The sequence below is a fragment of the Caulobacter sp. ALps2 genome (assembly GCF_058681635.1).
In genome coordinates this window covers 5001799-5024204 of the sequence record NZ_CM178743.1, presented here as the reverse complement: position 1 = coordinate 5024204, position 22406 = coordinate 5001799, and the positions used below count along the sequence as shown (strand labels likewise).

General features: G+C 67.5%; 29 protein-coding genes and 1 tRNA gene. 18 read left to right on the top strand and 12 right to left on the bottom strand.

The window, feature by feature from the left end; genetic code table 11:
* Positions 1-7: 7 nt before the first annotated feature.
* On the bottom strand, positions 8-307 hold the full coding sequence (locus ACW173_RS23660) for a hypothetical protein (protein WP_492082575.1): 300 nt from the start codon (positions 305-307) through the stop codon (positions 8-10).
* Entirely contained in the window at positions 304-1722 is a 1419-nt protein-coding gene (gene argH, locus ACW173_RS23655; protein WP_492082574.1) for an argininosuccinate lyase, read from the bottom strand. Before argH ends, ACW173_RS23660 begins: the two co-directional genes overlap by 4 nt.
* Between argH and ACW173_RS23650 the strand changes: the two genes are divergently transcribed.
* The 5 genes from ACW173_RS23650 (at position 1723) to ACW173_RS23630 (ending at position 5485) form a co-directional block, all read left to right on the top strand.
* Entirely contained in the window at positions 1723-2346 is a 624-nt protein-coding gene (locus ACW173_RS23650) for a TlpA family protein disulfide reductase (protein WP_492082572.1), read from the top strand.
* Positions 2343-3071, top strand: a complete 729-nt coding sequence (locus ACW173_RS23645; protein WP_492082570.1) for a GNAT family N-acetyltransferase — start codon at positions 2343-2345, stop codon at positions 3069-3071. The genes ACW173_RS23650 and ACW173_RS23645 overlap by 4 nt, the downstream gene beginning before the upstream one ends.
* A 206-nt stretch (positions 3072-3277) precedes the next feature.
* Positions 3278-4495, top strand: a complete 1218-nt coding sequence (locus ACW173_RS23640) for an acyltransferase family protein (RefSeq protein ID WP_492082569.1) — start codon at positions 3278-3280, stop codon at positions 4493-4495.
* Positions 4496-4530: 35 nt separating this feature from the next.
* Complete coding sequence (locus tag ACW173_RS23635; RefSeq protein WP_492082568.1) at positions 4531-5163, top strand: hypothetical protein; 633 nt, start codon at positions 4531-4533, stop codon at positions 5161-5163.
* A 7-nt stretch (positions 5164-5170) separates the two neighbouring features.
* Positions 5171-5485, top strand: a complete 315-nt coding sequence (locus tag ACW173_RS23630; RefSeq protein WP_492082567.1) for a winged helix-turn-helix domain-containing protein — start codon at positions 5171-5173, stop codon at positions 5483-5485.
* Here the strand turns inward: ACW173_RS23630 and gluQRS are convergent.
* Together gluQRS and ACW173_RS23620 are read right to left on the bottom strand one after the other, a co-directional pair.
* Positions 5482-6321: a tRNA glutamyl-Q(34) synthetase GluQRS gene (gene gluQRS / locus ACW173_RS23625; RefSeq protein WP_492082565.1), complete on the bottom strand. Its 840-nt coding sequence runs from the start codon at positions 6319-6321 to the stop codon at positions 5482-5484. The two genes, ACW173_RS23630 and gluQRS, sit on opposite strands and share 4 nt — an antisense overlap.
* Before the next feature lie 8 nt (positions 6322-6329).
* On the bottom strand, positions 6330-6953 hold the full coding sequence (locus tag ACW173_RS23620; protein ID WP_492082564.1) for a TetR/AcrR family transcriptional regulator: 624 nt from the start codon (positions 6951-6953) through the stop codon (positions 6330-6332).
* Positions 6954-7132: 179 nt separating this feature from the next.
* On the opposite strand from ACW173_RS23620, the gene ACW173_RS23615 reads away from it, so the two are divergent.
* The 5 genes from ACW173_RS23615 (at position 7133) to ACW173_RS23595 (ending at position 9890) form a co-directional block, all read left to right on the top strand.
* Positions 7133-7243, top strand: coding sequence for a hypothetical protein (locus ACW173_RS23615; RefSeq protein ID WP_492082562.1), 111 nt, complete (start codon positions 7133-7135; stop codon positions 7241-7243).
* Between the two features lie 200 nt (positions 7244-7443).
* The gene (gene greA / locus ACW173_RS23610) at positions 7444-7926 is read left to right on the top strand and encodes a transcription elongation factor GreA (protein ID WP_492082561.1); all 483 of its coding nucleotides are present in this window, start codon (positions 7444-7446) and stop codon (positions 7924-7926) included.
* A 52-nt stretch (positions 7927-7978) separates the two neighbouring features.
* On the top strand, positions 7979-8620 hold the full coding sequence (locus ACW173_RS23605; RefSeq protein ID WP_492082560.1) for a DNA-3-methyladenine glycosylase family protein: 642 nt from the start codon (positions 7979-7981) through the stop codon (positions 8618-8620).
* Positions 8621-8794: 174 nt separating this feature from the next.
* Positions 8795-9358 (top strand): HNH endonuclease, encoded by a 564-nt coding sequence (locus ACW173_RS23600; RefSeq protein WP_492086053.1) that lies wholly within the window; start codon positions 8795-8797, stop codon positions 9356-9358.
* Between the two features lie 247 nt (positions 9359-9605).
* On the top strand, positions 9606-9890 hold the full coding sequence (locus ACW173_RS23595) for a hypothetical protein (protein WP_492082558.1): 285 nt from the start codon (positions 9606-9608) through the stop codon (positions 9888-9890).
* Here ACW173_RS23595 and ACW173_RS23590 read toward each other — a convergent pair whose 3' ends face one another.
* From ACW173_RS23590 to ACW173_RS23565, 6 genes are all read right to left on the bottom strand, one after another.
* A complete protein-coding gene (locus tag ACW173_RS23590; RefSeq protein ID WP_492082556.1) occupies positions 9891-10400 on the bottom strand; it encodes a VanZ family protein in 510 nt (169 codons plus the stop codon).
* A gap of 81 nt (positions 10401-10481) precedes the next feature.
* The gene (locus ACW173_RS23585; RefSeq protein ID WP_492082554.1) at positions 10482-12248 is read right to left on the bottom strand and encodes a M1 family metallopeptidase; all 1767 of its coding nucleotides are present in this window, start codon (positions 12246-12248) and stop codon (positions 10482-10484) included.
* 130 nt (positions 12249-12378) lie between these two features.
* Positions 12379-12939, bottom strand: a complete 561-nt coding sequence (locus ACW173_RS23580; protein ID WP_492082553.1) for a demethoxyubiquinone hydroxylase family protein — start codon at positions 12937-12939, stop codon at positions 12379-12381.
* Positions 12936-13556, bottom strand: coding sequence for a disulfide bond formation protein B (locus ACW173_RS23575; RefSeq protein WP_492082551.1), 621 nt, complete (start codon positions 13554-13556; stop codon positions 12936-12938). Before ACW173_RS23575 ends, ACW173_RS23580 begins: the two co-directional genes overlap by 4 nt.
* Positions 13553-14161 carry a YqaA family protein gene (locus ACW173_RS23570; protein WP_492082549.1) on the bottom strand — a complete coding sequence of 203 codons (609 nt, stop codon included), beginning with the start codon at positions 14159-14161 and terminating at the stop codon, positions 13553-13555. The genes ACW173_RS23575 and ACW173_RS23570 overlap by 4 nt, the downstream gene beginning before the upstream one ends.
* A gap of 187 nt (positions 14162-14348) precedes the next feature.
* The gene (locus ACW173_RS23565; protein WP_492082547.1) at positions 14349-16568 is read right to left on the bottom strand and encodes a TonB-dependent hemoglobin/transferrin/lactoferrin family receptor; all 2220 of its coding nucleotides are present in this window, start codon (positions 16566-16568) and stop codon (positions 14349-14351) included.
* A gap of 158 nt (positions 16569-16726) precedes the next feature.
* Between ACW173_RS23565 and ACW173_RS23560 the strand changes: the two genes are divergently transcribed.
* The 7 genes from ACW173_RS23560 (at position 16727) to ACW173_RS23530 (ending at position 20396) form a co-directional block, all read left to right on the top strand.
* Complete coding sequence (locus tag ACW173_RS23560; protein ID WP_492082546.1) at positions 16727-17512, top strand: DUF4198 domain-containing protein; 786 nt, start codon at positions 16727-16729, stop codon at positions 17510-17512.
* Positions 17513-17520: 8 nt separating this feature from the next.
* Complete coding sequence (locus ACW173_RS23555) at positions 17521-17988, top strand: EF-hand domain-containing protein (RefSeq protein ID WP_492082545.1); 468 nt, start codon at positions 17521-17523, stop codon at positions 17986-17988.
* Between the two features lie 104 nt (positions 17989-18092).
* The gene (locus ACW173_RS23550; protein WP_492082544.1) at positions 18093-18341 is read left to right on the top strand and encodes a DUF3297 family protein; all 249 of its coding nucleotides are present in this window, start codon (positions 18093-18095) and stop codon (positions 18339-18341) included.
* Between the two features lie 26 nt (positions 18342-18367).
* Positions 18368-18610, top strand: coding sequence for a hypothetical protein (locus tag ACW173_RS23545; RefSeq protein WP_492086052.1), 243 nt, complete (start codon positions 18368-18370; stop codon positions 18608-18610).
* A gap of 89 nt (positions 18611-18699) precedes the next feature.
* A complete protein-coding gene (locus tag ACW173_RS23540) occupies positions 18700-19473 on the top strand; it encodes a hypothetical protein (protein ID WP_492082542.1) in 774 nt (257 codons plus the stop codon).
* 249 nt (positions 19474-19722) lie between these two features.
* A complete protein-coding gene (locus ACW173_RS23535; protein WP_492082541.1) occupies positions 19723-20247 on the top strand; it encodes a MarR family winged helix-turn-helix transcriptional regulator in 525 nt (174 codons plus the stop codon).
* A 64-nt stretch (positions 20248-20311) separates the two neighbouring features.
* Positions 20312-20396 (top strand) — tRNA-Leu (locus ACW173_RS23530).
* 157 nt (positions 20397-20553) lie between these two features.
* Here the strand turns inward: ACW173_RS23530 and ACW173_RS23525 are convergent.
* Positions 20554-21165, bottom strand: a complete 612-nt coding sequence (locus tag ACW173_RS23525) for an alpha/beta hydrolase (RefSeq protein ID WP_492086051.1) — start codon at positions 21163-21165, stop codon at positions 20554-20556.
* 126 nt (positions 21166-21291) lie between these two features.
* Positions 21292-21771, bottom strand: a complete 480-nt coding sequence (gene msrB / locus ACW173_RS23520; RefSeq protein ID WP_492082539.1) for a peptide-methionine (R)-S-oxide reductase MsrB — start codon at positions 21769-21771, stop codon at positions 21292-21294.
* 54 nt (positions 21772-21825) lie between these two features.
* Between msrB and ACW173_RS23515 the strand changes: the two genes are divergently transcribed.
* Entirely contained in the window at positions 21826-22404 is a 579-nt protein-coding gene (locus ACW173_RS23515; RefSeq protein ID WP_492082538.1) for a type 1 glutamine amidotransferase family protein, read from the top strand.
* Positions 22405-22406 lie beyond the last annotated feature (2 nt).

Genomic DNA, 22406 nt, shown 5'->3' with positions numbered 1-22406 from the left:
TATCGCCTTAGTTCGGGGTCGCGCCGGGGAAGCCCGCCTTGGAGGGGCCGCCGAACGGGTCGTTGGTGCCAGGCAGCGGCGCTTGGCGGATCGTGCGGTTGGCCGAGGCCGGGTCGCGGATCTCCTGGGCGCCGCCAGCGCGGGCCGGCTGGTTGGCCTGGGCCGAGGCCGCGCGGCGCTCGGCTTCCCACGCCGCCTTCTTGGCCGGATCCCACATCGGGGCCGGACGCTCCAGAGCGCCTTGCTTGCCGCAGGCGGCGGCCGTGAGGGCCAGGGCGGTCAGCGCGAGAATGGTGCGCGGTTTCATGCGAGGACTTCCTTCCAACGCGCGATCTGGGCGCGGACCTGGGCGGGGGCGGTCCCGCCGTAGCTCATGCGGCTGGCCGCCGAGGCGGCCGGAGTCAGAACGGCGTAGACATCCTGGGTGATCCGCGACTCGATCGCCTGGAATTGTTCCAGGGAAAGATCCGACAGATCGACGCCCAGACCCTCGGCCGTCTTCACGGCGGAGCCTGTCACGTGGTGGGCGTCGCGGAAAGGCATGTTCAGCGTCCGCACCAGCCAGTCGGCCAGGTCGGTAGCGGTCGAGAAGCCCGCGCCGGCCGCCTTGGCCATGTTTTCGGTGTTGGGAGTCAGGTCGGCGACCATGCCGGCCATGGCCAGCAGGCTCAGCTCCAGGGCGTCGAAGGCCTCGAAGGTCGGGACCTTGTCCTCCTGCATGTCCTTGGAATAGGCCAGCGGCAGGCCCTTCATGACCACGGTCAGGGTGGTCAGCGAGCCCAGGATGCGGCCGACCTTGGCGCGGATCAGCTCGGCGGCGTCGGGGTTCTTCTTCTGCGGCATGATCGAGCTGCCGGTCGTGAAGGCGTCGGTCAGCTTGATGAAGCCGAACATCGGCGTCGTCCACAGCACGATCTCCTCGGCCAGGCGCGACAGGTGCGTGGCGGTGATCGAGGCGGCCGACAGGGCCTCCAGGGCGAAGTCGCGGGCCGAGACGCTGTCCAGCGAGTTGGCGGTCGGGCGATCGAAGCCCAGGGCCGTGGCCGTCTGCTGGCGGTCGATCGGGAACGGCGAGCCAGCCAGGGCCGCCGCGCCCAGCGGGCACTCGTTCATGCGGGCGCGGGCGTCGCGGAATCGGCTGGCGTCGCGGCCGAACATCTCGACATAGGCCATCAGGTGATGGCCGAAGGTCACCGGCTGGGCCGGCTGCAGGTGGGTGAAGCCCGGCATCAGGGTGTCGGCATAGACCTCGGCCTGGGCCAGCAGGGCCTTCTGAAGGGCTTCCAGTTGGGCGGCCGACCGGTCGGCGGCGTCGCGGACCCACAGGCGGAAGTCGACGGCCACCTGGTCGTTGCGCGAGCGGGCGGTGTGCAGCCGGCCGGCGGTCGCGCCGATCAGCTCGCGCAGCCGCGCCTCGATGTTCATGTGGATGTCTTCGTACTCGTCGCGGAACGGGAAGGTCCCGGTGGCGATCTCGTCCTGGATCTTCGCCAGGCCGCCGAGAATTTCCTCGCCATCGCTGCTTGAAATCACGCCCTGGTTCATCAACATCCGCGCGTGGGCGCGGGAACCCGCCAGGTCTTGCGCCCAAAGGCGCTTGTCGAAGCCGATGGAGACGTTGATCGCCTGCATCAGTTCCGCCGGCTTGGCCGTGAACCGACCGCCCCACATGGCTTGGCCCTGGCCGTTCGGCTTGGGCGTATTGGAGGCGTTGTCGGTCATATGAGCGAAGTCCAATCGGAGGCGGCGGCCAAGAAGCGCAACCCTGTGAGGCTGGCGCTGGGTGGCGTCATCCTCGTCGGCGTGGCGGCGGTTCTATACGTCATCGCCACCGCTTCGTTCAAACCCTCTGGTCCCGCAGACCTCACAGAATTCAAGAAAGGGACCCTGGTAAAGCTGGACGTGCCCGCCACGCCGCGCGCCGCGCCGACCACGGTCTTCACCAGCCTGGACGGCAAGCCGGCGACTCTGGCCGATTTCAAGGGCCGCGTGGTGGTCATGAACCTGTGGGCCACCTGGTGCGCGCCGTGCAAGGCCGAGATGCCCACCCTGGCCAAGCTGCAGGCCGTCTACGCCACCCAGCCGGTCACCGTGCTGCCGATCAGCGTCGACCGCGACAGCGATCTGAACCTGATCAACGAGGAGATGGCCGCCAACCCGCCGCTGAAGACCTACCGCGATCCGGGCTACAAGCTGTCGTTCGCCATGGAGCCGCGCGCGGCCGGCTATCCGACCACGGTGATCTATGACCGCCAGGGCCGCGAGCGCGCCCGCATGGCCGGTCCGGCCGACTGGTCGGGTCCCGAAGCGCGGGGCATCGTCGAGAAGCTGCTCGCCGAGAAATGACCGACCCCGCCATTCTGGAGCCGCTGGCCGACGACGCCTGGCCGGCGCGCGAGCGTCAACGGCTGGGCGGTTGGCGGTTGAACGCCTCGTCCGGTCGCTCGATGCGGATCAACGCCTGCTGGCCGCTGGGCGCGCCGGACCGCGATCCGGAGGCGGCGCTGGACGCGGCCGAGGCCTGGTTCGTGGCGCGGGGCCTGCCGCCGCGGTTCAAGCTGACCGATGGAGTCGTCGCGCCGACCGACCTTCCCGAGCGCCTGGCCGCGCGCGGCTATGGCGCCTGCAAGGAGACGGTGGTCATGCTGGGTCCGACAGGCGGGAAGGGCGATCCAGACCTGCGTGTCTCGGCCGCGCCCGACGCGACCTTCGAAGCGGTGTTCACCGCCACGGCCGGCGATCCCGAGGACGGCCGCGAGCGCCTGGAGGCTCTGGGACGTATCCCCGCGCCGGCTCGGTTCGTCCGGCTGGACATCGACGGCGCGCCGGCGGCGATCGGGGCCACGGCGATCGGCGGTGGTTTCGCCGGCGTGTTTGGCATGCGCACGACGCCCGACCATCGCCGCAAGGGGTTGGCCCGCCGGGTCCTGCGTGGCCTGCTCGCCGAAGCAGGCGCCCTGGGCGCGGAACGGGCGTGGCTGCAGGTCGAGGCGGATAATGCGCCGGCGATCGGTCTGTATGCCGATGAGGGCTTCGCGCCGGCGTATCGGTATCGGTACTGGACGCGCTGAGCGGACCGGAAAGCGCTCGACTTCCCCCGACCTCAACACACCTCCCCCAACCCCACCACGTCTTCCTAGGCGCAAGGCCCAGGAAGGCAGTTTGGGGGATTGAGGGGTTTCACGCGTGAGTTCTCGAAGGTCGTCGGTTGGTAGACTAGTTTACAAATCAAACTTGTTGATCCACGTTGTGGCCAACTTGAGAGGGGAGCCGACCCATGCACGCGCCACTCAGCGCCACCGACCGATCGACCGTCGCCCAGATCGGCGGCCGCAACGCCCCGATCGGCGCCTTGCGCGCCTTCGTCACCCTGCTGGTGATCGCCCACCACACTGCGCTGGCCTATCACCCGTTCGCGCCGCCGCCGAAGGCGTTCGACGCCCAGCCGATCCTGTGGACGGCGTTCCCGGTTGTGGATCCGCAGAAGGTCGGCGGGTTCGGCATCCTCACGCTCGTCAACGACATGTTCTTCATGTCGTTGATGTTCTTCATCTCGGGCCTGTTCGTCGTCGACGGCCTAAGGGCCAAGGGCGATGGCGGGTTCCTGAGAGGGCGGGCTCTGCGCCTGGGCGTCCCGTTCGTACTGGGCGCGGGGCTGCTGGCGCCGCTCGGCTACTTCCCGGCGTGGCTGCAGGCGGGCGGGGCCAATTCGCTCCCGGCCTTCGCGGACGCCTGGATCCACCTGCCGTTCTGGCCCAGCGGTCCAGCGTGGTTCCTGTGGGTGCTGCTGGCCTTCGGCGCCATCGTCACCGCGTTGCACCTTGTGGCCCCCGGTGTGATCGACGCCCTGGGCGGCCTGGCCAAGGGGGCGGAGCGCGAGCCGGCCCGGTTCTTCTGGGGTCTCGTGGCGCTGAGCCTCCTGTTCTACCTGCCGCTGGTCATGACCACGCCGTTCGGTCACTGGACGATGGTCGGGCCGTTCCTGTTCCAGACCGCCCGCATCGGCCACTACTTCGTCTATTTCCTGGCCGGGATCGCCGTTGGCGCGGCCGGCGTCGGCTACGGCCTGACCGATCCCGAGGGCAAGCTGGCCAAGCGCTGGTGGCTTTGGCAACTGACTCCGATCCTGCCGATCATCGGCGGCGTGGCGACCATGATCGTGGCCTTCTCGCCCAACCCGCCGCCCCGGGCCGCCCTGGATGTGGTCGGCGGCGTCAGCTTCGCCCTGGCCTGCGCCACCCTATCCTTCGCGGCCCTGGCGACCTTCCTGCGCTTTGTCCGCAAGACCGGTCCGGTGGGGCGGAGCCTGCAGGCCAACGCCTACGGCATGTACCTGACCCACTACGTCTTCACCTCGTGGCTGGCCTTCCTACTGCTGCCGCAGAGTTGGGGCGGCCTGGCCAAGGGCGTGGTGGTGTTCGTCGGCGCGGTGGTCCTGAGCTGGCTGACGACCATGCTTCTGCGCCGCGTGCCGCTGTTGGGTCGAATCCTGTGACCGTCCATGATGCAGCGCTGAAGGGGGCAGGGCCCATGAACGATAAGCTGAAGACCGCCCAGGACGACCTGGCCTTTCTGCGTGGCCTGGCCGAAGGCGGCAACGAGCGGGGCGGGCTGGGCGTGGCCGGCGGCGCGCTCTATGGCTCGGCCGGCGTGCTCTACGGCGTTCAGACCCTGAGTTATTTCGTCCAGGAGAAGGGCCTGCTGACGTTGGGGACGACCGGGAATATCGTGATGGCCTGGGCGCCGACGGTGATCTTCCTGATCCTGATGACCATCGTTATCATCATTGATCGCAAGAACCCCCAGCGCGGCGTCACCAACCGCGCCGTCAACGCCGCCTTCTCAGGGACTGGCATCGCCAATCTGGCGCTGGTGCTGGTCTTCGCCTCGGCCGCCGCGCGCAACCACGACTTCCGCTACTGGCTGTTCCATCCGGCGGTGGTGTTCATCCTTCAAGGCGCGGTCTGGTACGTCATCTTCGTACTGCGCAAGCGGGCGTGGATGGCGCTGGTCGCCATCGGCTGGCTGGTGTCAGGCGTGGCCATGGGGATGCTGATCCATCGCGCGGACCTCTATCTGGCGATCGCGACCTTCGGCCTCTTCGCGCTCATGGGAGCTCCCGGCTTCTTCATGATGCGCCAGGCCATGCGGCCGGCCGCCTGAGGCCATCGTGACCGGCAAGTTCGACATCAGCGGGCTGGACGACGTCATCCATGGCCGGGTGCGGCTGGGGATCGTCGCCTATCTGGCCAGCGCCGAGGTGGCCGACTTCACCGAGCTCAAGGACGTGCTCGAGGTCACCCAGGGCAACCTGTCGATCCACCTGCGCAAGCTGGAGGAGGCCGGCTACGTGCTCATCGACAAGAGCTTCGTCGGTCGCAAGCCCCTGACCCGCGTGCGCCTGACCGAGCCGGGCAGGACGGCCTTCGCCAGCTACCTCAAGGCCATGAGCCAGCTGGTCGAGCAGGCGGGCGGCGGGAGCTAGAAGCCCAGTTCCGCCCGCAGGGCTTCGGGCGACATGCCGGCCGCTCGCAGCTCCCGTAGCGTCTGGGCCTTGTCGCGCTTGGCGTAGCGCTTGCCGTCCGGACCGACCAGCAGCCCGTGATGCCGGTAGGTCGGCGTCGGCAGATCCAGCAGGGCCTGCAGCAGGCGTTGGATGTGGGCGGCCTCGAACAGGTCCAAGCCCCGGATCACGTGGGTGACGCCTTGCAAAGCGTCGTCATGGACCACGGCCAGGTGGTAGGCGACGCCGACATCCTTCCGGGCCAGGACGATGTCGCCGGCGGTCTCGGGGCGCGCCTGGATGACGCCGGTCTCGCCGTCGGGACCCGCGCCTTGCTCCACGAAGGTCAGGCCCTGGAAGCCGCCCAAGGCCTCTAGCGCCGCCGCCAGCGACAGTCGCCACGCGAAGGCCTCGCCACGCGCGAGGCGTGCGGCCTCCTCATCGGCGGGCAGGGGCGCGCCAACGTATGGAACCGCCGGCTCGTGCGGGGCGCGGCCGATGTCGATTTCCTTGCGGGTCTTGAAACAGCGATAGACTAGGCCGCGCTGGCGCAGGGTCTCGATGGCGGCGTGGTAGTCGGCCAGGTGCTCGGACTGCCGGCGGACCGGCGTCTCCCACTCAAGGCCCAGCCAAGCCAGGTCCTCGAAGATCGCCGCGTCATACTCGGGTCGGCAGCGAGTGGCGTCGATGTCCTCGATGCGCAGAATGAAACGACCGGCGGCCTCTTGCGTGGCGCGACGGGCCGTCAACACCGAGAAGGCATGGCCGCGATGCAGGTAGCCCGTCGGCGACGGGGCGAAGCGGGTGACGAAGGTCACGCGGGAGCTCAGGCCGGATCGGTGAACTTCGCGAACATGCCCAGATGCTCGAACACGGCGCGCAGGAAGGCCTCCTCGCCGCCCAGCAGATCCTTCAGCGGGGCGAACTGCTTGAAGCCGATCATCTCGGCCAGGCCGTGGCCGGCGCACCAGGCGGCGATTGTCGCCAGCTCCAGGTCGATCTCGCTGACGCCGCCGCCGGCGTTCTCGTCGATCGTATTGCGCACCTGGCAGTAGGCGCCGTCGTCCTTCAGTTGGTCGGGCAGGGCGTCCTTGTCGCGCGAGCGATCGTACATCACGCGGTACAGCGCCGGGTTGTCGCGGGCGAAACAGACATAGGCCACGCCCAGATTGGTCATCCGCGCGCGGGGATCCTGGGTCGAGGCGCGGGCCGTGGACAAGGCGACGTCCAGCTCGTGCCAGCCCTCATGGGCCACGGCCTCCAGCAGTTCGGCCTTGTCCTTGAAGTGGTGGTAGGGCGCGGCGGGGCTGACCCCGGCCTCGCGCGCCACGGCCCGCAGCGAGAGGGCGGCGGGGCCGTCCGTCTCGAGGATCTTGCGCGCGGCGTCGACCAGAGCGCGGCTCAGGTCACCGTGGTGATACGGGCGGGATTCGGCGGTCGCGGTGCTCATCGGCCTCACTCTAACCCTACCTTTCTAAAATTTCATCCAAACGCTGTAAAGATTATCTTGACGGCGTTTAGATCGGTGCTATTTAAGCATCGTTCAGATTGGTTCGGCCCTATCACTTCTTAGAAGGGGGCGGCCAGGGACCCGCTGGGGGTCAGGACACAAAGAAAGGCACTATCGTCATGCAACGCACGCTCAACGCCGTTGAAACCACCTTCGACCGCCTGGCCGGTGGCTATTTCCTCGTGATCGCCCTGGGCGTCGCCGCAGCCCTGATCGGCGTGGCTATCTAAGTTCGATTGCTCGCGAACGGCGGGCGCGCGTTCTGATCCCCCTTCTGGGGAGGAACCGCCCGCCGCGGCGTTCGGCTTGAACCCTCGCTGAGAGGGAGCTAACCAAGCCAGGACGCGTTAGGCCTCCGCGCCGGATCTTCCGTACGCGTCGCAGGCATTTCCATGATCCTAGACTTCTTCCGAATCCAAGACGTTTTCCGATGAGCGTCGCCTTCACGAAAGAGGGCGACAGCGAGGCCTTCGCGGCGGACCTGCCCGATCGCCCCATCTCGACCCATCCCAACCTGGTGACGCCGCAAGGCCTGGCGCAGATCGAGGCCGAGCTCGCCGCCGCGCGCGCCGCCTACTCTACGGCCCAGAGCGCCGGCGGCGCGGCCGATGGCGACCGCACGGCCATGGCCCGCGCCACGCGCGACCTGCGCTATTGGTCGGCCCGCCGCGCCACGGCCCAACTTCTCGAGCGCGACCCGGCCAAGACCGTCGTGCAGTTCGGCGACCGCGTGACCTTCGAGCGCGAGGACGGCCGTGTGCAGACCTTCCGCATCGTCGGCGAGGACGAGGCCGATCCCGCCCAGGGTTCGGTCTCCTACGTCGCGCCGATCGCCCGGGCTTTGCTGGGCAAGGCGGTGGGTGACACCTCGCCCGCGCCGGGCGGCGAGATCGAGATCACCGAGATCGAATAGTTCAGCAAGTTCCGGATTGTCATCGAGCGCCGGGCAGGGTCCCTTGCGGCCGATGTTCGTCCCGCCGACCGCGCAAGCCATTCTCGACGCCCGCAAGTATCTGGCCGCCGTCGATCCGGCCCTGGCCGCCATGGAGGCCGTCACGCCTTCGTTCGAATGGCGCGTCAGCCTGGGCGGCTTTCCGGGCTTGCTGAAGATGGTCGTGCAGCAGCAGGTCAGCCTAGCCTCGGCCGCCGCTATCTGGGCGCGGGTCGAGGCGGGCCTGCCGGAGATGACGCCCGAGGCGGTGATCGGCCACGAGGACGCCTATCTGCTGACCCTGGGCCTGTCGCGGCCCAAGGCCCGGTACGCCCGCGCCCTGGCCGAGGCCCACGTCACCGGCGTCTGCGATTTCGCTGCGTTGCACACCCTCTCGGACGAGGAGGCCATCGCGGCGCTGACCGCCATCACCGGCATCGGCCGCTGGACCGCCGAGGTCTATCTGATGTTCACCCAAGGACGCCTGGACATGTTCCCCGGCGGCGACATCGCCCTGCAGGAAGCCATGCGCTGGGCCGACAAGGCCCAGGTCCGTCCGAACGAGAAACAGGCCTACAAGCGGGCCGAACTCTGGCGTCCGTATCGCGGGGTGGCGGCCCATCTGCTGTGGGCCTGCTACGGCGCCGTCAAACGCCGCGAGATCGCGCCTTTCTGAGGTCAAGGATCAGGATGTCTTGGTTCTGTCGCCGACATGGCCCATCCTTTCCATGCGTTCGGGAATGAATGGCGATTCCCTGAATAGCGTAGGAAGGAGGCCCGTCTTCAGTCCTGTCGCGTACCACATCAGCCGAGACGCTGAGCGTTCCGACGTTCGCCTCGAAGGGAGGATCTGATGCAGGTCCTCACACGCCCACCATCCGGCATGCCGGCCCTGGTGCTCAACGCCGACTTCCGGCCCTTGAGCTATTACCCGCTATCTCTCTGGCCGTGGCAGGAGGTGATCAAGGCGGTGTTTCTGGATCGCGTCGACGTCGTGGCCAGCTACGACCAGGTGGTCCATTCGCCGTCGTTCGAGATGCGGCTGCCCAGCGTCGTGGCGCTGAAGCAGTACGTCCCGCAGGAGCGTCCGCCGGCCTTCACCCGCTTCAACCTGTTCCTGCGCGACGGCTTCAGCTGCCAGTACTGCGGCTCGCCCGAGGACCTGACCTTCGACCACGTGATCCCACGCTCTCGCGGCGGGCGAACCACCTGGGAGAACATCATCACGGCCTGCGCGCCCTGCAATCTGGCCAAGGGCGGCCGCACGCCGCGCGAAGCCGGCATGCAGCCCTTCCACCACGCCCGCCGCCCGTCGATGCACGAGCTGCAGGAACGGGGACGTCGCTTCCCGCCCGGACGGCTGCACGTCAGCTGGCTGGATTACCTGTACTGGGACATCGAGCTGGAGGCGTAAGGCTGCAGACAGCAAAACGGCCCGGGCTATCTTTTGAGGAGAGGTGTCCCGGGCCGTGGCTGTGAGGCGGAAGGGGATCGGACCGCCCGAGCTGCAGCTTAGAATGCGGCTCTACGGCGAAGGTTCCGGGGCCGCGCGGAAAATGTTTCAGCCGCGTAACATGACCAGTGTCGGAGGTTGGACCATGCAACCCGAACCTCGACCAAAGGGTTTTTACATCCGAGGCAAAAGCCACGGGAGTTACCCAATGAACCGCAATGCGACCGACGAAGGCGAAAAGCGCCATTTCACCCACGGCACCGCCGCTTCCACCGCCGACATGGCCTCGGAGGACAAGGTCCGTTCCGAAGACCGTAACATCGATGCGCCGCACGCCCGCGAGGCCAAGCGCCCCTTGGCGGAAGGCGAGAAGCACGACCAACTGGCCGGCAAGGTCGCCAAGTCCGAGAGCCGTCAGGAAGCCTTGCTGGACGAGGGTCTTGAAGAAAGCTTCCCAGGCAGCGACCCGGTCAGCGTCAAGCGCATCACTTGATTAGCGCGGAAACCGGCGGGCGGCGCGTTCGGCGAAGCTGAGCACGACGCCCGTCTCCGCGACAACCGTCGGTTCGAAGGCCACGGCCGGACGAGCGCGCGGCTGGCGACGGTCTAGCGCGGCGATCTGGTCGAAGGTCAGGTCGCCTTGCTCGCGGGCCATCTTGCGGACCGTCTCGATCATGCTGGCGCCATAGATGGTCAGGACGCCAGCGGCGTCGGCCAGCCAGTCGGGGATATTGCCGTCGCGATGGGCGATGACCTGCGCGACCTCGACGCCCGCGCCCAGCGCCAAGGCCGCGATCATCAGGTCGTTGCGGCGCATGCGCGGAAACGCCAGGAACGAGACCGCCAACAGGCCGCCAAATGCGATCGCGTGGGCGGCCTTATCGTTCAAGCCGAAGATCGCCTCGGCGCCCTGGAACGGGCCCAAGGTCAGCACGGCCACCGCCAGGGAGCCGACCACCAGCGTGGCGCGGGCGGCGGTGACGAAATGGACGGGCTTGAACATGGAACGCGACCTCCGGAGGACACCGAAGGTCCTAACAGCGAAGGTCGCGCCATCCGGTAAATGGGCAGGGTTAGCGAGACCCTACTTCTTCTCGGCTTCCGCCTTCTTCTTGGCCTCGGCTTCGGCCTTGGCCGCGTCTTCCTGGGCCTTGTTCCAGACCTGGTACGCTTCGATGTAGGGCTGGCGGCGCAGTATCTTGGAGGCCGGATCGACGATCACCGGCGCGCTGTCGCCCACGGTGACGCGCCCGGTCCCATCGGCCATCGGCATGGTGACGAGCCTGTCGCCGACCTTGACCTCGACCGGCATGGGGAAGGGCTTGTCCTTCGGCGTCTTCCACTTCAGCACCAGGTCGCCGCCCTCGCGGGTTTCGAGCAGCTCGGGCTGGGCGGCCTCGTACAGATAGACGTCGAAGAACCAGTTGTAGTCCTTGCCGGTCACCTGGTTGACGATCTTGATGTAGTCCTTGGTGCCCAGATAACGCGGCGTGAAATTGCCGGGCTTGGGATCGTCGCGGCCATAGACGGCGATGCGGGTGATCTTGAAGAACTGCTCGTCGCCCAGCAACTGCCGCAGCGTGTGCAACATGTTGGCGGCCTTGTAGTAGATGTCGTTCCCGGGGCCGCGGTCGCCGTTGTAGACGTCGTCTTCCTTGAGCTGCTTGCCCGACACGATCGGGAACTTGTTCTTGCTGTCGACGCGCATCTTGTTCAGTCGCGCCATGTATTCCATGTCGCCATGCAGCCATTGCGACATCAAGGGTTGCATGTAGCTGCCATAGCCTTCGTGCAGCCACATGTCGTCATTGTCGGTGTTGGTCAGCTGGTTGCCGAACCACTCGTGCGCGAACTCGTGCTGCAGCAGCCAGTCGAAGCCGTAGATCTCTTTCTTGTACTTGTTGCCGTAGGCGTTGATCGTCTGGTGCTCCATGCCCAGGTGCGGGGTCTCGACCACGCCCATCTTCTCGTCCCGGAACGGGTAGGGGCCGATCATCTGTTCGTAGAAGTCCAGCATCGGCGTGAACTCGGCGAACAGGCCCTTGGCCTTCTCGGCATTGCCCTTCAGGTACCAGAACGCCATCGGCACGCTGTCGCCGAAGCGGCTCTTGTACGTCCCCGACAGTTCCTCGTAGGGGCCGACATCCAGGGCGATGGCGTAGGTGTTGGGGTTCTTGGTCCGCCAGTTGTAGGTCCGCCAGCCGTCCTTTTCGGTCATGCCCTTGAAGACGCCGTTGGCCGGGGCGACCAGCGGGGCGGGGACGGTGATGTGCAGGTCCACGAGCTTGGGCTCGCCCATCGGATAGTCGACGCAGGGCCAGAAGATGTCGCAGCCGTCGCCTTGCACGGCGGTGGCGATCCAGGGTTCCCCGCTCTCGGTCTTGCTCCAGACGAAGCCGCCGTCCCACGGGGCGCGCTTGGCTTCCAGCGGAACGCCGTCATAGGCGACGACCACGGTGACCGACTTGCCCTTGGCCACGGCCTTCGGGAGCTTGATGGTCATCCGGCCTTCCGGATTGGTCCAGTCTGAAGGTTTTAGGACCTTGCCGTCCACGGTCAGCTTGCTGATCGCGAACACGCGGTCGAAGTCGAGAACCAGGGTCTTCAGCGGCGACTTGGCCGTGAAGGTCAGGGTCGCTTCGCCCTCGATGGCCTTCTTCTCGGGCAGGATCTTGAGCTTCAGGTCAGCGTGGTCGAAGGCCAGGGCCTGCTGCTCGGCGGGCATGGCGCCGCCGGTCTCGAGCGACAGGGCGCTGGTCTTCAGAGGCTCGGCGGCCCAAGTGGGGGACAAAGCCGCTGTGGACAGGGCGAGCAGCGACGCCGCGCAGGCGGCGAAGATACGGAAGGACAAGTGGGCGACTCCCCAACGCGACGACGTGTTGGGGCGTATCGGTAGGCTCGTCGGGCCTAAACGCCAAGAGCGTGACAGTTGAAAGTGGAGGCCGGTTTCAACGACCGTCACGCGACAAGCAAAAAGAGCTTCAGATCTTCTCGCTGATCTTGATGGCGGCGCGGCAGCCGGCCTGGATCACGGCGGTGAGCAGCGGATAAGCAGCGGCCTCGTGAGCGCCTTCCTCGATGGCCAGGTCGCGGTGGGCCAGTTCGTCGTCGCGGAACTGGGTCAGCTCGGCGGCGAGCGCCGGATCGCGGTCCTTCAACTCCTCGATCTGGCCGGCATAGTGCTTCTCGATCACCGTCTCGACGGCCTCGGTGCAGGCGTGGGCGGCTTTGTCGCCGAGCAGGGCGGTGCCCGCGCCCAGGGCGAAGGCCGCCGCGCGCCAAACCGGCGACATCAGGGTCGGGCGCACATTGCGCTCGGTCAGCAGCTCGTTGAAGCGCGAGAGGTGGACCTGCTCATGGCCCTCCATCTCCTTCAACTGGTCGGCGATGCGCTGGCGGCCGGGGGCGTTGCGCATGACCGCCGCCTGGCCGCGATAGATGTGCACGGCCGCCAGCTCGCCGGCCTGGTCGACGCGCAGGATCTCGGCCAGGCGCGAACGCAGCGCGCCCTGGCCTGGGCGGGGCGGAACCGGACGCGTCATCGAAGAGTCTCCGCCTTGCGCAGGCCCGCCAGCACCGACCAGACGGCCAGCTTCAGCGAGACCAGGGCGTTCCAGCCGGCCATCGACAGGCCCAGAAATACCCAGGCGGCCTTGTCGCACATCGGCGGCTTGGCCTTCATCGTACCGTTCAGCATGGCCGAGAGGTTGGTTGCGCTGGCCGCGCCGCTGCCGGTGCAGGTGGTCGGTCCTGGCCACCACTTCCACTCGACGCCAGCGTGGAATACCGCCAGGCCGGCGCCGTACAGGAAAATCGCGCCCAACAGCAGGTTCACCGGCTGGCGCAGGCGGGTCCACAGCGGCGTGCGTTGCAGGACGGCGCCGACCAGGCCGACGGTCCCGGCGACCCAGTAGACCTCCCGCGCCTTCAGGCACAGGTGGCAGGGGGCGAGATGGCCGAAGGTCTCGAAGCCGTGGGCGATGGCCAGCATCAGCGCGCTGGACAGGAAGGCGATCAGCGGCCAGTGGCGCGTGACCAGGTCATAAGCCTGGCCAATGAAGGTCGGCGCCGCGGTCTCGATCGCCGGCGTTGGACCGCGCACCGGCGTGGCGGTCGGTGTCCCATTGTCGGTCGGGATCTTAGGCTCTTCGTTCGTCATGCGGCGCAAGCTCCACCATGTCCGCCCCCGCCCAGGAAATGGCTAGCCGTGAGGCCGATGACAATGAGGGCGATGAAAAGACCGGCGAACAAGGCCAGGCGGCGCTCGACGACCGGCAGGAGGGCCGGGCCGAACTTCTTGATGATGAAGGCCACGAGGAAGAAGCGGGCGCCGCGCGTCACGGTCGAGGCGACGATGAACACCGGGAAGCTGAACGCGGCCAGGCCCGAGGCGATGGTCACCAGCTTGTAGGGGATAGGGGTCAGGCCCTTGGCCAGGATCACCCAGACGCCGTACTTGGCGTACCAGCACTGGAACTCCGCCAGGCCGCCAGCGTGTCCGGTGGCGGCCATCATCCACAGGCCGAAGTCGCGCAGGAAGTAGCCGATCGCATAGCCCAGGCAGCCACCCAGCACCGAGGCGATCGTGCAGATGAAGGCGTAGCGCCAGGCCTTTTCCGGCTTGGCCAGGCACATCGGCGCCAGCATCACGTCTGGCGGAATTGGGAAGAACGAGCTCTCGGCGAACGAGACGGCGAAGAGGCTCTTCGAAGCGTGTTTGGAAGCGGCCAGGCCCATGACCCAGTCGTACATACGGCGCAGCATGCGAACTCCGAAGAAACGTGATGCGCCGTAGCTAGCAGGGCAGGGCCAGCTTGTCCGCAAGGATCGGCGCGCGCGGCTTCCCGGTCCACGCGCGCCTACCCCCGAGCGCCTTTCCCGCCTACGGGAAAGGCGCTCTAGGTCAGGAAAGCTTGTCCCGATTGGCGCCCGCCAATCGGGACGGGCCCGGTTAAAACCTCAGCGCAAGGGAGACGCTGTAGTTGCGGCCGGGCTGGCTGTAGCCGTCCTTGACGGTGGAGTTGTCGGCGAGGCCGCGGGCGTCGGCCCACCACCAGTATTTTTCGTCGGTCAGGTTGAAGACACCGCCGCGCAGGGTGACGTTCTGGGTGACCGCCCACCAGGCCGTCAGGTCGCCGACGGTGAACGACGGCGGCGTGAAGCAGTTGAGCGGCGAGCTGCCGGGCACGACCCCGGTGCACGACACCCCGGCGCGGCCGGCCGACTTGCGGTCCGAGTGAATGACGGAAAGGTCGCCGCCGAACTTGCCCGACGGCGCGCGATAGCCGACACCGCCCGTCAGCTTGACTGGGTCGATCGAGGTCAGGGGCGTGTTGACGCCGTTGACGCGTGAAGCGCCGCGAGCATACGAGGCCGCCGCGCGGGCGGTAAAGCCGCCGCCCAGCTCGAACGCGCCCTTGGCCTCGGCGCCGCTGATCTTCACGCCCGACAGGTTGGTGAACTGATAGACGGCCGGATTGGTCGGCGTGAAGTTACCGGCCACCTGCACCTGCTCGATGAAGTCGTCGTACTCGCCGGTGAAGCCGGTGACGGCCACGCGCCAGCCGCCGCGGTGCAGGCGGAAGCCGGCCTCCAGGGTCTTGCTGGTCTCGGGCTTCAGGTCCGGGTTCGAGATCGAGCGATAGTTCGAGATCGGGTTGGCGAAGCCGGTGTTGACCTGCGACGGCGAGGGAGCCTTGAAGCCCGCCGCCACGTTGGCGAACACGGTCACCAGGTCGGTGGCGTCCCACACCAGGCCCAGCTTGGGTGAGATGTGCGTGTCGCTCTGGCCCGACGAGGCGATGGTGAACAGCGGGTCCGACTTGGGGTCCAGCTTATAGTAGTCCAGGCGCAAGGCCGGATAGAGGGTCAGCGGACCGGCGGTGATCTCGTCCTGCACATACAGGCCGGCCAGGGTGAAGTCCGTGGTCGGGAAGGCCTTGGCGGGGAAGGTCTCGCCGGCCGGCGGCACGGCGCCGTCGCGCGTGCCCTGCTGGCGGGTGATCGAGGCGTCGCCGCCCCAGACGATCTCGTGCTTGAACGCGCCCTGGTCGAACACGCTGTGCAGCTCGACGGCCGCGCCCAGCACGCGGTTGTCGAAGGTGGCGTCGCGGGTGCGGTCGGCGGCGGTGGAGCGGTCCTCGGCCGAGAACTGGCGGGTGGTGCTCTTCTGCCAATACAGCGAGGCGCGGGCGGCGTTGATCAGGCCCTGGCCGTTGTCGAAGCGGTGGTCCAGGGCGACGCGGTCGCGCTTGACGCGGTCGAAGGCGGTCAGGCCGATGACGCTGGTCGCGGCCAGCGGCGGCTTGGCGATGGCCGACAGCACGGTCCAGTCGACGTCGCGATCCATGTGGTCGACGGTCAGGCGGAAGCGATTCCGATCATCAGGGCTGTAGACCAGCTTGCCCAGCACCGAGTTGGACTGGTTGTCCTCGGGGTTGGCGGTGGTGCGGTCGGTGTTGGCCGAATCGTTCGTACTGGCCGTCTCCTGGCCCTCGCCGTCGCGGCGGGTGTAGGCGATCAAGGCCTCCCAGCGATCGGACTTGCCGGCCAGCACCAGGCTCTCGCTCCAGCTCTCGTCGGCCGAGGCGTAGCCGACGCGGGCGCGGACGGCGAAAGTCTTGCCGTCCTTCAGGATGTCGGACGGGTCCTTGGTGATGAAGGCGACCGAGCCGGCCAGGCCGTCGGCGCCGTACAGGGCCGAGGCGGGGCCCCGCACGATCTCTACCGACTTCAGGATATCCAGATCGACATAGTCGCCGCGGCCGGTCGACTGGGCGCCGAAGGCGAAGCCGTCCGGCACGCGCACGCCGTCGACGACGATCAAGACGCGGTTGCCTTCCAGGCCACGGATGTTGAAGCCGGCGTTGCCGTCACGGCCCGTCGAGGCGCCGGCGGCGGTGAAGCGGGCGGGGGCGTTGCGTACCGACACGCCCGGCTCGTCGCGGACCAGGTCCTTGATGTCGCGGACCAGGCCGTCCTCGATTTCTTCCGACGAGATGACGCTGACGGTGACCGGGGCCTGCGAGACGGTCTTTTCCGAGCGCGTGGCGGTGACGGTGACCTTGTCGAGCTCTACCGCGTCGGCGGTGTTGTCGCCGGCGCGAGCGGTGGTGGCCAGCAGCGCGGCGGTGGAGGCCGCCGCCAGGGCGGCCAGCTTCAGGTGAGACATCGATATCCCCTTCGATGGTTTTTGCGACTTATTCGCAATTTGGCGTCGACGGCCTAAAGCGGCCCGCCGAACCGGTCAAGCTATTTGCAATTGATTCTCAGAACTAATCGCAATATGCCGAGTTCGCCGCGACTGGAGCGGCGCCTGGGGTGCTTCCGATGATCCGTTCTCTTCGCGCTGGCCTGTTGGGTGGCGCGCTCCTGCTCAGCCTGGTCACCTCCGCTGCCCAGGCCCACTCGCCCTATCTGCTGCCCAGCGTGTTCGACGCGTCCGACCGCAAGATCGTCACGGTGCAGGGCGCGTTCACCGAGAGCTTCTTCACGCCGGAAGTGGTGATGAAGTCCGACGCCTATGCCGTGGTCGGCCCCGACGGCGTCCGCACGCCGCTGACCCCGACCTACATGCGCGAGCTGGCCTTGGTCGAAGCCACGGTCGACAAGCCGGGCACTTACCGGATCACGACCGGCCAGCGCGGCGGCCGCACCGCCAAGGCGGCGTTGGTGAACGGCGAGTGGAAGTTCTTCGAGGGCGAGAAGGCCCCGGCCGACGCCATCGACATGCGGAGCATGACCATGGCCGAGGTCTATGTGACGCGCGGCGCGCCGAACGACACGGCCTTGGCGCCGCTCGGCCAAGGCCTGGAATTCAAGGCTATCACCCATCCCAGCAAGATCGTCACCGGCCAGGACGCCCTGTTCGAAGTGCTGTTCGACGGCAAGCCGCTGGCCAACCAGGCGATCGCCGTGCAGTGCGCCGACGACCGCTATGCCGACACCAAGGCCGCCGCCATGATCGTGATCAGCGACGCCAAGGGGCGCTTCGCCGTGAAGGCCGCCAAGTCGGGCGTCTACCAGATCCAGACCCGCCACCGCGTGGCCCCGGCCGCCGCCGGTCAGCCCGGCCAGAGCTTCACCTACGCCCTGACCTTCGAATCTCTCCGCTAGGACATCCCATGAAGATCCGCACGATTCTCGTCGCCGCGCTCGTCGCCTCGCTGGGCGCCGGCTCGGCTTTCGCCGCCTCGCACGCTCGCGACACCTTCATCAAGGAGCAGGACCAGAACGGCGACGGCGTCGTCTCCAAGGACGAGTTCGCCGCCACCCGCGCCCTGCAGTTCGCCGCCACCGACGTCGACAAGAACGGCGCGTTCTCGCAGGCCGAGTATGTCGGCGAGTTCAAGGCGCGCCTGGAGAAGAAGCTGGCCGCCGACACCCGTACGCCCGAGAAGAAGCAGGAAGAGCGTGAGCGCCAGATGCGCCAGGCCGACGTCCGCTTCGGTGTCCTCGACAGCGACAGGAGCGGCGCCATCACCCGCGCCGAGTTCGACTATTCGGGCTGGCGGATGTTCAACCACCACGACACCAACAACGACGGCGCGGTTTCGACGGCCGACCCGGTCAAGGAAGACCAGCAGGACTAGTGGGGGAGGGGCGGCGCGTCGCCAAACTTGGATTTTGAGCGTTTCGTGGCTATGACCGCCGGCCAGACACAGGGCCAGCCGCCCAGACCGAAAGCTTGAAGACCATGAGCGACACGCCTCCCGACCGCCTCTCGAACAATCCCGACAGCCCGCACTACGACGCGGACCTGCTGGAGCGCGGCATCGGCATCCGCTTCAAGGGCGTCGAGAAGACCAATGTCGAAGAGTATTGCATCAGCGAGAAGTGGGTGCGGGTCGCGGCCGGCAAGACGCTGGACCGCAAGGGCAACCCGATGACGATCAAGCTGCAAGGCGAGGTCGAAGCCTATTTCCGCGACGACGCCGAAGGCTGAGGGTGGCCGACGCTGACCTCGAGGCGATGGCGCGCGACGAGCTTTCGCGCGCCACGACCCTGCGCTGGCAGGACCTGCGCGGGATCGTGCCGTGGGGGGACACGTTCGAGGGCGTCTCGCCGGCCGGTCGGTATGTCGAGGTCGAACGCAGCTATATCTGGGCCTCGGAAGAGGGCGGCGACATCCTCTGCGAGGTCACCGTCTATGCCGGCCCGTCGCGCTATGACGCGGGCGAACGCGTCTCCAGCACCATTTATCGTCCATCCTGAGCACCTTGGCCGTGCATCGATAACGCTGTTGCGTTAACCATATGGCGCGCCCGTCGTCGGCGCAGCCTGTGGGGCCAAGGGGGATCGCCGTGTACCAGTCAGAATTTCCGGTCGAAACGCCGGTGCCGGTCTTCGATCCCACCCTGGTGTTCCTGCTGATCCTGGCCGGCCTGGCCATCGCGGGCCTGGCCTTCTTCGCCGGCCGCCTGACCGGGCGCGGGGACAAGGGCGAGAAGCAGAGCGACGTCGCCAAGATCATCCACGAGGCCGTCAAGGCCAAGTGCGTGGCCGCCAGCAGCGCCCATTCCGGCGAGCTGATCGTCAAGACCCAGGACCTGATCGACGAGGTGCGCTTGCGCATCGGCCCGGTGCTGGCCTTCGGCGGTCCGTGCGCCAAGGCCTTCGAGCACCTGGGCAAGGCGATGAAGGGCGACCCGCCCGAGGAGAAGAAGAAGGACGACCACGGCAAGGCCGACAAGCATGGGCACGGCCACGGCAAGGGCCACGACGCCCACGGTCATGAGCCGCATGGCCACGGCGATTCGAAGGGCCATGGCGGCGCCGAGATCGACGTCCTGACCCGCAATGTCACCATCCTGGCGCCCCAGACCGTGGTCATCGCCAACGCGCCCAAGCCCGACAAGCCGCACGATGACCACGGCCACCACGACGACCACAAGGACGAGGCTCCCAAGGTCCTGGACCACAAGGAGTTCATGCAGCTGCTGCGCCTGTCCGTGGCCGAGTTCTCGGACTTCTGGAACCGTCCCAACTGTCTGCGCGAACTCGAGGACTGCCAGAAGGCCCTGACCGAGACCAAGCCGCTGCCCAGGCTGAAAGTGCGTCTGTCCGAGCGCGATTGATCGGCCTCGAGCCAAGCCGGGGGCACAAGAACGCCATTCAGGAAGGCGAGACGACTATTCTCTGCCCAAGCGGCGTGCGAAAGTACCTGTTCGTGCAAGTGAACTCGTCGGGGCGTTGAGCCCGCGACGCGAGACGGCCACATCAAGCTTATGCGCGCGGTTCGACGCTACGAGCCGCTGACGTGAAACGGATTGGCGAAAGGCCGCTCCTCTCAAGGCGGCCACGCCCGGGAGGACGAAAGGAAGGGTATGACCGCGACGGTCTCTCCGATTACCCCTGGCGCGTCCGAAGCGCCCGAACCTGGCGTCAGCCTGGTGGACTACGTCCCTTACCGCCTGGCTACGGCCTCGGCGGCGGTCAGCCGCCTGATCGCCCGAGCCTACGAGGACCGCTTCGGCCTGACCATTCCGCAATGGCGGCTGATGTCGGTGCTGGCCGAGGGCTCCCTGACCCAGCACACCGCCGTCAGCCGCACGGCCATGGACAAGGTCCGGGTCAGTCGCGCGGCCCAGGAGCTGGTCGTCCGCCGCCTGGTGGCCCGCACCACGGTCCGCTCGGACCGCCGCTCGCACACCCTGGAACTGACCGCCGCCGGTCGCCGCCTGTTCGCCGAGATCGCTCCGCTGGCCCTGGCCTACGAGGCGACCCTGCTGGCCGGCCTGGCTCCCAGCGAGGTGGCGATGTTCAAGCGCCTGCTCGACCATCTGGAAACCGCGGCCATCCAGCTGACCGGTGGCGAGACGATCTCGCCGCCCCACGGAACCGAAGACTAATCACGGCTGGAATTCGTGCGCGGCCTTTGCTAGGAAGGCCACCCTTCGCGGTGACGCGAAGCCTGCGGGCGTGGTGAAACTGGTAGACGCGCCGGACTCAAAATCCGGTTCCGAAAGGAGTGTCGGTTCGACCCCGACCGCCCGCACCAACAATCTTTTCAATGAGTTGAGGCCGTCGCCGGGATCGGCGTGGAGGGCAATTGTGCGCTCTCTCCCGGTTTTGTGAGCGCACAGAGTTTCGGACCCTGTTCTTCCCACCTTGCCTAACCCCCTCATCCCCGCTTGAGCGGGAAGGGCTGGCCGCGACTAGCTAGGCCGCTCCGCCGCCTCGACCTTCTGCATCAGCCCCCGCAGCAACCCACGTCCTTTCATCCACGCCCCGTGGCCGCTCTCCACGTTGATGTGCCCGGCCCGCCCCAGATCGACGAACGCCGACCCCCACCCGCGCGCAAACGCCTCGGCGCGTTCGATTTCGACATAGGGGTCGTCGCGGCTGGCCACGACCAGGCTGGGGAAGGGCAGGCGTTGGCGGGGGATCGGTGAGAAGCCGACCAGCAGGCGGCCGGCCGGGCCTTCGCGATTGACGTCGGCCGGCGCGACCAGCATGGCCCCGCCGACGCCGCGTCCGCCGGTGACCTGGGCGAAGTGCGAGACCAGGGCGCAGCCCAGGCTGTGGGCCACCAGGATCGCGCCTGGCCGCTGGCGCACGGCCTCGGCCAGGCTGATCATCCAGTCGCCCAGCAGCGGGCGCTCCCAGTCCTGCTGGTCGACACGCTCGGCGCGCGGCAGCTCGCGCTGCCAATGGCTCTGCCAGTGGTCGGGGCCAGAATTGTAGAGGCCCGGCACGATCAGGATCGGCGGGTCTTCACGGTCGCCGCGATGGGCTTGCGCGGGTTCGAAGGCGGGGGGCGGGGGCATCATCATGCGAAACTCGAAGGCTGGGCCGTCGAGAGTCAGGTAGGCCCGGTCCGCCCGCCCGCTCAATTCATATCAATTGGATAGGAATTCAGAAAAGCTGGGGGAGACCGGTGCGCAACGTTGGAACTAGTTGATCCGATCGCCGCGATGCAGCGGATCGGGCAGAGGATCGCCTTCCTTCACGAACCGCAGCGACACCGAGTTGATGCAATAGCGCAGCCGCGTCGGGGGCGGGCCGTCCGGGAAGACGTGGCCCTGGTGGCTGTCGCAGCGGGCGCAGCGGGTCTCGATGCGGACCATGCCGTACGAGGTGTCGCGGATGCCCAGCACGTGGTCCTCGGCGAACGGGGCGTAGAAGCTGGGCCAGCCGGTGCCGCTCTCGAACTTGGTCTCGTGCTTGAACAGCGGCAGGCCGCACAGGCGGCACGCGTAGACGCCGGGGTTCTTCTCGCCCAGCAGGCCGCCGCAGAACGGGGCCTCGGTGCCGTGTTGCAGAAGGACGCGGGCCTCTTCGGCCGTCAGGTCGGCCTCCAGGCGTTCGCGTTCCGGCTCCGTCGGCGGCGAAAGGTCGAAACCGGCGGTTGAAAGGGTGGCTGCGTCTGTCATGAACGCCAATGTAAGCGCTCGAGCGTTGATCCGGTAGGGATCGAGGAGATCAGCATGACCATCGCCGTCGCATTCCTGCAGCCGGGTTGGGCCGATTGGGAGGCCGGCGCCGTGCTGGCCCTGCTGCGCGAATATCTGAAGGTGCAGATCGAGGTCGCCACCCCGACCGGCGATCCGGAGACCTCGATCGGCGGCGTGCTGGCGGCGGCCGACTACCGGTTCGACGATCCGGTGCTGAGCGACGCCGACGTCTACATCCTGATCGGCAGCGACGAATGGACCAAGGGCGAGAACCCGGCGATATCGGCGCTGATCCGCCAGGCCTTCGCCGACGGCAAGCCGGTGGCGGGCATCTGCGCCGGGACCACGGCCCTGGCCCATGCGGGCCTCTTCGACGGGCGGGCGCACACCTCGAACGGCGCCGAATGGCTGGCCGAGCAGGTCCCGGGCTATGCCGGCGCGGACGGCTATGTCGACAGCGCCAAGGCGGTGGTCGACGGCAAGCTGGTCAGCGCGTCGGGCCTGGCGCCCGTGACCTTCGCCGCCGCCGTCGCCCGCCTGATCGCGCCCGAACAGGAAGAGATGATCGCGGGCTACCTGGCGATGTTCGCCCGCGAGCACTCCGAGGGTTAGGC